This is a genomic window from Natronosalvus sp. KLKA75 (genome assembly GCF_059736265.1).
Window position 1 is genome coordinate 1114671 of record NZ_CM185522.1, and the last position, 9779, is coordinate 1124449.

Genomic DNA, 9779 nt, shown 5'->3' on the forward strand with positions numbered 1-9779 from the left:
TCCATCGGCAGCAAACGATCCTGATTCAGTGTGGAGCCGGTTGACTGGAAAGTCGCGGTCACTCGCGCGATGGGCGTCGCCGTGGCGCTCTTTAGCCTGCTGATCTTCTTCGACATCTGATTTCGGGAACGGGGCGCTTAAGGAGGATACGGTTGCACACTCCCCTATGGTCATGAAAGAATCCGAGAGCGAACTCGAGGCCGGCGACCCCGCGCCGACGTTCGAACTCGAGGGCGTCGACGGCGAGACCTACACGCTGGAGTCCTTCGCCGATGCCAAAGCCCTGCTGGTCGTCTTCACCTGCAACCACTGTCCGTACGCGAAGGCGAAGATCGACCTGCTCAACGACATCGCCGCCGAGTACGACGACGTGGCGGTCGTCGGAATCAACTCGAACGATTCCGAGGAGTATCCCGAGGACTCCTTCGACCGGATGCAGGAACTCGTCGAGGACGGAACGATCGCCTACGACGCCTACCTCCGGGATCGGACCCAGGCCGTCGCGAAGGCCTACGGTGCCGTCTGTACGCCCGATCCGTTCCTCTTCGAACGCGACGGCGACGAGTTCAGGCTGGTCTACCAGGGTCGACTCGACGACGCACCGAACCCCGACGACGAGCCCAGTCGCTACCACATTCGGAAGGCGATCAACGACGTCCTCGCCGGCGAATCGGTCGACCTCGAGTGGCAGCCCTCCCGGGGTTGCTCGATCAAGTGGACCGACGACTGATCGGGTCTCGAGCCATTTCCCGTCACCATCGCTACCGACGTTGAAACTGCCGGCCGCGCTCCTTATATCGTTGCACCCATAGGCGCCGTTCGTATGGTCGCCGCTGTCCGCCCGCTCCAGGCGCTTCGCCCGGAGCCGCTTCCCTCCATTCAGGAGACGTACCTCTCGACGCTCGAGGCGCAACTACTGGCGACCGTCGTCATCGTACTCGGGGTCGTTCTCGGGTTCTGGCTCGCCCGATTGGGCCACCCCTCCCTTCGACGCCGCTACGGCGTCCAGGTCGCCGAAGCGACGACCGTCGCGGCGATGGGCGTGCTCGTCGCCGGTTCCGTCTACGCGCTCAGCGTCGTCTGGCACGTCACCTACGTGCTGGCGTACACGCTCGAGACGGCCCAGGTCAATCGATTCACGGCTGCCCAGCAACTCGTTACCGCGGCGCTGGTGGCCGTCGCGTACCTGGCGATCCGGTTCGTCAACCGCTCGATCGACAAACTCAGTGAGACCGACGCGATCACGACCCACCAGCGCGAAGTCGCCTACCACGTCACCGACGTCGCGATCGTTCTCGGGACCGCCTCGCTCATCCTCACTATCTGGGGCGTAGACCTCACCAACATCTTCATCGGGGCCGGCGCGGTCACCGCGATCGTCGCGCTCACCGCCCGGCAAACGCTCGCCGCGATGCTCGCCGGGTTCATCCTGCTCTTCTCGCGGCCGTTTCGCGTCGGCGACTGGATCGAGGTCAACGACACGACCGGGATCGTCACCGACGTGACCATCTTCAACACGAAAATACAGACGTTCACCGAGAAACACGTCCTCGTACCGAACGACGAGATCACCGACAGCCAGCTTGTCAACTACTCCGAAAACGACCAGCTCCGCGTCGACGTCGAGATCGGCGTCGACTACGACACCGACCTCGAGCGGGCGCGGGCGGTCGTCGTCAACGCCGTCGAGGACCTCGAGGAAATCCGAACGAGTCCGGATCCGCAGGTCGTCGCCAGGCGGTTCGGCGATTCGGCGATCGTCCTCGAACTCCAGGTCTGGATCGGCGACCCGACGAAGCGTCGCCAGCTCGATGCCCAGACTGCGGCGATCGAGGCGGTGACGGAGCGATTCGAGCGGGAAGGGATCGAGATTCCCTTCCCCCAGCGAGTCCACGCCCCGCGAGGCGACGACGGGTTCCCGATTACCGAGGGCTCACGGGAAGGACTCGAGGTCGGTCAGCCGACCGATTGAATTCTCGACCGTGATCACTTGCCGACGGCTCGCCGGTACTGCACCGGCCACTCGGGCCCCTCGAGCCCCAGGTCGTCGGCCCACCGGAGCGGGAAGTACGGATCCCGCAGGAACTCGCGAGCGACGAGCACCAGGTCAGCGCGTTCGTTTCGCACGAGGGCGTCGGCCTGCTCGGCTCGCGTGATGCCGCCGACCGTGCCCACGGCGACCTCGTCGCCGACGGCCTCGTCGATCCCCTCCGCCAGGGGCACCTGGTAGTTCGGTCCCGACGGTCCCTGCTGGTCGGGGTGAACGCCGCCGGAGCTGACGTCGATCAGGTCGACGCCGAGGTCCACCAGGTCGGCAGCGAGGCGCTTCGACTGCCCGAGGTCCCAGGACTCCCGGTCGGGGAGCCAGTCGGTGCCAGAGATGCGGACGAATACGGGAAGGTCGTCGGGCCACACCTCCCGCACCGCCGCTGTCGCTTCCCGGACGATCCGGGTCCGGTTCTCGAAGCTGCCGCCGTAGTCGTCCTCGCGGCGGTTTGTCACCGGCGAGAGGAACTGGTGGAGCAGGTAGCCGTGGGCGGCGTGGACCTCCGCGACCTTGAAGCCGGCCGCGAGCGACCGTTTCGCGCTCTCGCGGAAGGCGTCGATCACGCCCTCGATGTCCCCCGTGGTGGCCCGGCGCATTTCTTCGGGTTCGTGCTCGAATGGGTACGCTTCGGGCGAGGGCGACAGGACCTCCCAGCCGCCGTTTGCGAGCGAAACGGGGACGTTCCCCTCCCAGGGCTGGTTCTTGCTGGCCTTGTGGCCGGCGTGGGCGAGCTGGACCGCCGGCACCGACCCCTGCGATTTCAGGAACGCGGTGACTGGCTCGAGCGCTTCGGCGTGGGCGTCGCTCCAGATGCCCAGGTCGTGCGTCGAGATGCGTCCGCGTTCCTCGACGGCCGTCGCCTCGGCCATCACCAGCCCCGCCCCGCCGACGGCCCGGCTGCCGAGGTGGACGCGGTGCCACTCCCGCGCCAGGCCGTCGTTCGGCGAGGAGTACTGGCACATCGGCGAGACGGCGATGCGGTTGGGGATCTCGAGATCGCGAAGCCGCAGTGGCGAGAACAGGTTCGTCATCGAGCGAAGAGACGAGTTCGATGCGGAAAACCGGCCCGACAAGCGACGTCCTTGCCGCAATCGAGGATTCGCGTTCGATTCGACTCGAGTTTGCCGTCGGTTCACTCGAGGGGAGCGTCGTTCGAAACGAAATGCACCATATTACTATATTTTTTGTACTATTGGTACGCGTGGAACGCGAGACGCGAACTGTTCCTCCCAACAGTAATACGGTTCGCCCGAGCACGACGCGTATGGACTGGAATCACCGCGACGCCTTCGGAACCGAACGCCCAATCTGCGGAATGATCCACCTCCCAGCGCTCCCTGGATCGCCGGGCTACGGAGGAAGCCGCGAGGCGATCCGAACTCGCGCGCTCGAGGACGCGGCCGCGCTCGAGGCCGGCGGCGTCGACGGCATCGTCGTCGAGAACTTCGGCGACTCGCCGTTCTATCCCGACGAGGTGCCGACCCACACCGTCGCCGAAATGGCGGCACTCGTGACGACGATTACGAGCGCGGTCGACGTTCCGGTCGGCGTCAACGTCCTGCGAAACGACGCCGAGGCCGCCCTCTCGGTCGCCGCGGCAGCGGGGGCCTCGTTCGTCCGGGTCAACGTCCACGTCGGCGCCGCGACGACGGACCAGGGCATCGTCGAGGGGAGAGCGCACGAGACGGTCCGGCTCCGCGATCGCCTTGAGGCCGACGTGGCCATCCTTGCAGACGTGGACGTCAAGCACGCAACGCCCCTCGGGGAGGCGGGGCTGGCACAGACCGCCCTCGAGACGGCGGTCCGTGGACGGGCCGACGGGCTAATCGTCTCTGGGGCTGGCACCGGACAGACGACGTCGCTCGAGGATCTCGAGCGAGTGGTCGAAGCGGTATCGACGGTCGACCGCGAGGTGGCGGTCCCAGTGCCGGTGTTCGTCGGCAGCGGCGTCACGCCCGAATCGATCGACGACGCCTTTGCGGTCGGCGCGGACGGGGCGATCGTCGGGACGACGCTGAAAGAAGGCGGGGAGACGACGAATCCCGTTTCACGGGAACGAGTCGAGGCGTTGATGGAGGCGGCTCGAACGGCGGAGACGTAGCGTTCGCTCTTTAGCGATCCACGTCCCCTCGAGCGTCGACCGGTTCGGAACCGTCGGTCCTACCGGATTGCGAGCCCTCGCCCGAATCGAGCGCCAGCAACGTCGAGACCCGTGCGTTCTCCTTGATCCGAATACCCCCCGCCGGGATCGAGAGCGGGAGCAACGGGAGGTGCGTGAAGACGTAGACGGTCGGGTGAGATCCCCCTCGAGCCAGCAACTCGTGACGCGGCTGGAGGACCAGCGGTCCGTCGTCTTCGGCACCCGTCAGGAACTCGTTGTACTGGATGACGTACTGGCCGCCCTCGAGGGTCCACCACTCGTACTCGTCGTCCGGGTTTCGCGGCTCCGTACCGACCGGCTCGAGGTCGGCGTCCTCGAGTTCGTCGCCCCCGAAGTCCAGGCGACCGGGTCCGGCGACCTCGTAGACGGCGGCCACCGTGAGGTCGACGCCGTGGTCGTGGACCTGTTCGGGCTCGTACACCAGGTTGTCGACGAACGGTAAGACGTCGTGCTCGACGGACATGCTGGTCGAGGCAACGGTCCCGGAGGTGAAAAAGCGTGGTGTCTCGAGGCGCCCGCTGGTACTCGAGCCGCGGTACCGACCTCGTCGCTCAGCGATCAGTAGACGTACTCGTCCTCGCTCAACTGGACGTACTTCCCGTTCCGGTACTTGAATTTCCGTCTCCTGTAGGCCATCAGGATCTTTGCGCCGCCGACGCCCGACGTGAGCCGTTTCTCCAGGATGGGGCCGTCGCCGCTGCTCGAGCCCTGCATCCCGCTGATGACGTCGAACGCCCAGTCCCAGTCGTCCGGCTCGTAGTCCTTGACGATGTCCGCGAAGGCGACGTTCCGGAGGATCTCGTCGCCGATCGCTCGCTTCCAGACCTCGTTGTAGTGCTCGAGACCGTCCGTCGCCGCCAGTCGTCCAGCGATCTTGCCCGTGCGAACGGCGACGTGGTAGCCGCCCTCGTGGAACGCCGAGGTCGTCCCCATCGCGCCGCCCGCGACGGCGATGTTCGCGCCCACCGGCGACTCGATCGGTCGCGTCGACGAGATGGGGTAGGTCTCGGTCCCCTTCGACTTCCCGCGATCTTCGACGATCGGGATGTCTTCCTCGACGTCGTACTCGTCGCCGTACTCGAGTTCGAGCAGGCGACGGATGTACTCTGCGCCGTTCGGAATGCCGTCGTCGCTCGGTTTCAGGAGCTTGTACGACTCGGGGTGGGCGACATCCTCGAGGTCCATCCCGATGGGCATCGTCAGGCCGACGCGGGCGACGGTGCCGTCGTTGGCGAAGATCCACGGGTACGCGGTCTCGCCGGGCATGTAGCCCCACCAGAACTTGAGGGTGTCCTCGAACTCGGCGAACAGCTCCTCGGGGAACTCGCGGTACTGCTGGTAGGCGATGTGGTTCGCCGTCGGGGGCGAGAGGTGGTCGGAGACGCTCTTGCCCACCAGAAATTGATCCAGCGCGTTCAGCGTGATCCGGCGCTGTGGCCCGTCGGCGAGGACGACGTGGCTCGCCTCGAGTTCGCCGCCGTTCGACAGCGTCAGGGTGTGGACCGGCTCGCCCGAGAGGTCGCTCTCGAGGTTCTTGACGCCCGTCCCGACGCGCATGTCGGCCCCCGCGTCCGCGGCGCGTTCGTGAAGCCAGTCGTCCATTCGCGCGCGGTGGAAGGTGTAGCCGAACTTCGGATACCGGGCCTCCATGCCCGTCGTCTCGAGGCGGATCTTCGTCGTGGGTCCGACGAACTCCGTGCCTTCGAGTTCCCGGAGGATCACCTCGTCGGGGATCTCCTCGTAGTCGAAGTCCATGATGTCGATCCAGTAGTCGAGCATCCCCGCGGCGTCGGTCGAGTCCGGACCGAGGCCCTCTCGATCCTCTCGAGGGACGCCCTGTTCGAACAGGACCGTCTCGGCGCCGTGGGCGGCGGCCCGTTCGGCCGCCGACGCACCCGCGGGCCCACCGCCGACGATCGCAACGTCAACGCGTTCCATACAGCGTGGGGACTCAGCGACCCCTATTAAAGTGCCTGAAAGTCGCTGCGACGAGAACGGACTCGCGACGCTGGGTCTCCGTCACACGGATGCATTATGCTCGGGGATCGGGCGGCACAAGACAAACGTAGCCTCGAGCCGTACGCCGCTTATGAGCGACACACCGACAGAGACGGCGGACGCCGACGCGACCGACCGATCCTCCGAGCGCCCCGTTTCCCTCGAGAGCGAGGTCGACCTCGAGGCGTTCGTCGCCGACCACGACCGCGCGCTCGTCGAGTTCTACACCGCCGGGTGTTCGATGTGCGACGCGATGGTCCCCGTCCTGGGGGGCGTCGCTCGAGCGACCGACGTCGCCATCGGCACGATCAATCCGCGGGACGACCCGCCACTGATCGAGCGATTCGACGTCCGGAGCGTGCCGTTGCTGGTCGCGTTCGTCGACGGCGAACCCGTCGCCTGCCGCGCGGATGGCTTTATCCCCACCGAGGAGGTCATCGCGTGGCTCGAGCCGGAGACCGATCAGTAGCGTTTCGTTGGCCGTACAGGGAGGGTGGGTGGTCGTGCGCCGATTCCGATCGACCGATCGATTCAGCTCTGTGGCAGACTATCGGCCGATAGGACAATACTATAGAATTAATAGCTAAAGGACAAATGCTCGATTCCCCCCAGGGATTCGTCGATCAACCACTTACCGAACGACGGTTACCGGCATCGGGGCTCGGCGAACCACCTTCTCGGCCACGCTCCCAAGCAGCACGCGCGAGACCCCCTGTCGACCGTGACTGCCGACGATGATGTGGTCGACAGCGTTGTCCTCGGCGAACTCGACGATCTCTCGAGCGGGGTCGCCGACGGCGGTCTCGATCCGGAATTCGACGTCTTCCTCGTCGAGTAACAGTCGGAGTTCCTCGGAGACCTCCGGCGCCTCCTCGTCCGCTTCGAACTGTTCTTTGAGGAGGTTGTAGCCGGCGCTCGTGAAGCCGTCGGCGAGTTCGACGATGCGCAAGAGGATAATCTCCTCGTCGGCATGTTTGCGAACCGCGTGTTCGACCGCCTCCTGTGCGGGGTCCGAGCCGTCGTAGGCGACGAGAATTGCCATACGTGCACTCGACGGCGAGCGCTAATAAATGTCAGTACGGCACGCGCTCGAGGACCGATACTTTCCCCGGCGGAGGACTGAGTCAGCCGGCTCTGTTGACGTCTCAGCGGATTACAGGTCGATAGATGCCACTATTTCGTGTTCTTTTCCATCGGCCGGTGGCCGGGTGATTGTGATATTATCGACCGTAAAATCCCACTCGAAATCGCGCTCCAGCAGGAACGCAACGATGTCGCAGGTCCGCTCGTCATCGATGCCGAGTGCCAGGCCCACGTGTGGAAACCATCTATGCGGTTCGTAAAATGGCACTGGTGCCGTTCCCGAATCCTCAACCGCCCGTACGACGTCAGCGTGGAGTGCCGTGAGCTAGGGGGATTTAGCGACCGGAAGCCAGACGTGATTTCCGGGGAAGATGCCAATACCATCTGTATGAACAGAAAACGGAGCGTGTTCTCCAGCAGTCTCCTCAATGGCGGATTCAACGGTTGCAATATCGACCTCATCGTTCAGGGCGTACAGGGTGAAGTGCGGAAATGGGTTGATATACCGGTCGATACCGAACTCATCCACTAACTCGTCCCATATCGATTCGACGGTGCTGAAATACGGGTCAGGAAGCGTGGGTCCGATAATGGTAGTCACAATTCAAAACTTTCAGCCATCTATAAGAATATTCTCCTGATAATCCGAGAAGCAATTCACACGCCTACTTCACGGCCGTTTCAGTGCCGAGAACGTCGAACTAACGGGATTTCGACAGGGCCGCTCTAGAACCGCTTGCTCACGTACGGCCCGTCCTGGTGGTACCCCAGTTTGTTCCGGTAGTACTCCCGCGCGCCGATGCCCGAGATGACGCTGATCTTGTCATAACCCGCGTCGGCCGCCAGTTCCTCGGCGCGGGTCATCAGCCTGCGGCCGTAGCCCTGATGTTGATGCTGGTCACCCTCGCTCGTATCGCCTACCGACACTTCACTGCCGTAGACGTGCAGTTCGCGCACGAGGGCCGCGTTCTCGAGTTCCGGTCTCACGGGATCGTTGGGGAACCGGAGCCGGCAAAAGCCGATCAGGAGGTTCTGCTGGAAGTCCTCGATCGAAATGAAGTGCTCGGTGCCGCCACAGACCTCGTAGGTCATGACGTCGAGATCGATCTCCTCGGGTTCCTCGTCGTTCATACCCACTTCCCGGCAGCGGATACAGTCGCAGGTCCAGCCGTGCTCGGCCATCCGCTGGCGAGCCAGCTGACGGAGGTTCGACTTCCAGACCCCGGCGTCGATGAAGTCCGCCGGGATGTCCCGCTGGACGCGCTGGAGGCGGGTGTACCGGGGGATCATATCCTTAATCTCCGCGACCAGGTCGGCAGCCTCCTCGTTAGTCAGCGGCTCGTACTCGTCGTTGTACCACCAGTCGTACGTCGCCGTCCCGCGCACCACGAGCGTCGGGTAGATCTTGAGGTAGTCCGGGCGCCACTGGGTGGATTCGAACAGTTCCCGAAAGTCCTCGAGGCACATCTCTTTGCTCATCCCTGGCTGGCCCGGCATCATGTGAAAGCCGACCTTGAACGCCGAGTCCCGGAGCCGTCGGTTGGCATCGATGGAATCCTGGGTGCCGTGGCCGCGGTGCATCTCGCGGTTGATCCGCTCGAAGGTGGTCTGGACGCCGACCTCGACCTTCGTCCCCCCGAGATCGAGCATCCGATCGATCTGCTCGGGGTCACACCAGTCGGGCTTGGTCTCGAAGGTCGTCCCGATGTTGCGGACGTCGTTGGTCTCGTTCTCGGCGATCACGTCCTCGAGGTAGCGGAACTCGTAGTCCTCGCTGTTCTGTGCAAAACTCTCGCCCTCGGCCGGTTCCGGATCCTTCTCGACGTCGTAGTCGTTCATCGCCTCGAGGGCGCGCTTGACGAACCACTCCTGATAGTCGTGGCTCCGGGCGGTCATCGTTCCGCCCATCAGGATGAGTTCGACCTTGTCGACGGGGTGACCGATCTCGCGCAACTGCTCGAGGCGCAGGGTCACCTGGCCGTAGGGGTCGTAGTCGTTCTGGACGCCGCGGGCGGCGGCGGGTTCCTGGCCGGTGTAGCTCTGGGAACTCGAGAACTCCGAGTCCGGGCCGCCCGGACAGTAGAGGCACTTCCCGTGGGGGCAGCGCTCGGGACTGGTCATGATCGCGACGGGGGAGACGCCCGAGGCGGTGCGGACGGGCTTGCGACGGAGGAGGCCCTCGAGGTCCTCGCGGCGCTCGCTTGGGGCGAAGTCGAGGAGTTCGGAGTTCTTCGGCACCTTCGGCGAGGAGTGGTCCGAACAGACCTCGAGTTTGGCCTTCTCGACCTCCTCGCGTTCGATGTCGCCCTCAAGCAGGCGCTCGACGAGTGCCTCGCAGGCGCGCTCGAACGCGTCGGTGTCGGTCGGATCGGGCGTCTCGGTACTCACTGGTAGGTACTGGTGCCCGTTCGTGAATAAGCGTGTCGGACTCTCGAGGGCCGGGACTCGAGGCCGAAAACCCACGGGCCGAAACCCGAAAGGTAATCGTTT

11 protein-coding genes are annotated in these 9779 nt (G+C 64.6%); 4 read left to right on the forward strand and 7 right to left on the reverse strand.

Annotated elements, in window-relative coordinates:
• Window positions 1–166 precede the first annotated feature (166 nt).
• Together AC6I65_RS05385 and AC6I65_RS05390 are read left to right on the forward strand one after the other, a co-directional pair.
• Window positions 167–730 (forward strand): thioredoxin family protein, encoded by a 564-nt coding sequence (locus tag AC6I65_RS05385; RefSeq protein ID WP_497903023.1) that lies wholly within the window; start codon window positions 167–169, stop codon window positions 728–730.
• A gap of 93 nt (window positions 731–823) precedes the next feature.
• Window positions 824–1972: a mechanosensitive ion channel family protein gene (locus AC6I65_RS05390; RefSeq protein WP_497903024.1), complete on the forward strand. Its 1149-nt coding sequence runs from the start codon at window positions 824–826 to the stop codon at window positions 1970–1972.
• 14 nt (window positions 1973–1986) lie between these two features.
• Here AC6I65_RS05390 and AC6I65_RS05395 read toward each other — a convergent pair whose 3' ends face one another.
• Complete coding sequence (locus AC6I65_RS05395) at window positions 1987–3078, reverse strand: NADH:flavin oxidoreductase/NADH oxidase (protein ID WP_497903025.1); 1092 nt, start codon at window positions 3076–3078, stop codon at window positions 1987–1989.
• 233 nt (window positions 3079–3311) lie between these two features.
• On the opposite strand from AC6I65_RS05395, the gene AC6I65_RS05400 reads away from it, so the two are divergent.
• Window positions 3312–4148, forward strand: a complete 837-nt coding sequence (locus AC6I65_RS05400; protein WP_497903026.1) for a BtpA/SgcQ family protein — start codon at window positions 3312–3314, stop codon at window positions 4146–4148.
• Window positions 4149–4158: 10 nt separating this feature from the next.
• Here AC6I65_RS05400 and AC6I65_RS05405 read toward each other — a convergent pair whose 3' ends face one another.
• Both AC6I65_RS05405 and AC6I65_RS05410 read right to left on the reverse strand, forming a co-directional pair.
• Window positions 4159–4671: a dCTP deaminase/dUTPase family protein gene (locus tag AC6I65_RS05405; RefSeq protein WP_497903027.1), complete on the reverse strand. Its 513-nt coding sequence runs from the start codon at window positions 4669–4671 to the stop codon at window positions 4159–4161.
• Window positions 4672–4766: 95 nt separating this feature from the next.
• On the reverse strand, window positions 4767–6146 hold the full coding sequence (locus tag AC6I65_RS05410) for an NAD(P)/FAD-dependent oxidoreductase (protein ID WP_497903028.1): 1380 nt from the start codon (window positions 6144–6146) through the stop codon (window positions 4767–4769).
• A gap of 151 nt (window positions 6147–6297) precedes the next feature.
• Here AC6I65_RS05410 and AC6I65_RS05415 point away from each other — a divergent pair, with 151 nt between their 5' ends.
• The gene (locus AC6I65_RS05415) at window positions 6298–6675 is read left to right on the forward strand and encodes a thioredoxin family protein (protein ID WP_497903029.1); all 378 of its coding nucleotides are present in this window, start codon (window positions 6298–6300) and stop codon (window positions 6673–6675) included.
• Window positions 6676–6837: 162 nt separating this feature from the next.
• Here AC6I65_RS05415 and AC6I65_RS05420 read toward each other — a convergent pair whose 3' ends face one another.
• The 4 genes from AC6I65_RS05420 to AC6I65_RS05435 form a co-directional block, all read right to left on the reverse strand.
• A complete protein-coding gene (locus AC6I65_RS05420; protein ID WP_497903030.1) occupies window positions 6838–7248 on the reverse strand; it encodes a universal stress protein in 411 nt (136 codons plus the stop codon).
• 111 nt (window positions 7249–7359) lie between these two features.
• Window positions 7360–7521, reverse strand: a complete 162-nt coding sequence (locus AC6I65_RS05425) for a hypothetical protein (protein ID WP_497903031.1) — start codon at window positions 7519–7521, stop codon at window positions 7360–7362.
• A 93-nt stretch (window positions 7522–7614) separates the two neighbouring features.
• Complete coding sequence (locus tag AC6I65_RS05430) at window positions 7615–7890, reverse strand: 2'-5' RNA ligase family protein (RefSeq protein ID WP_497903032.1); 276 nt, start codon at window positions 7888–7890, stop codon at window positions 7615–7617.
• A 125-nt stretch (window positions 7891–8015) separates the two neighbouring features.
• Window positions 8016–9677, reverse strand: coding sequence for a tRNA uridine(34) 5-carboxymethylaminomethyl modification radical SAM/GNAT enzyme Elp3 (locus AC6I65_RS05435; RefSeq protein ID WP_497903033.1), 1662 nt, complete (start codon window positions 9675–9677; stop codon window positions 8016–8018).
• Window positions 9678–9779: the final 102 nt, after the last annotated feature.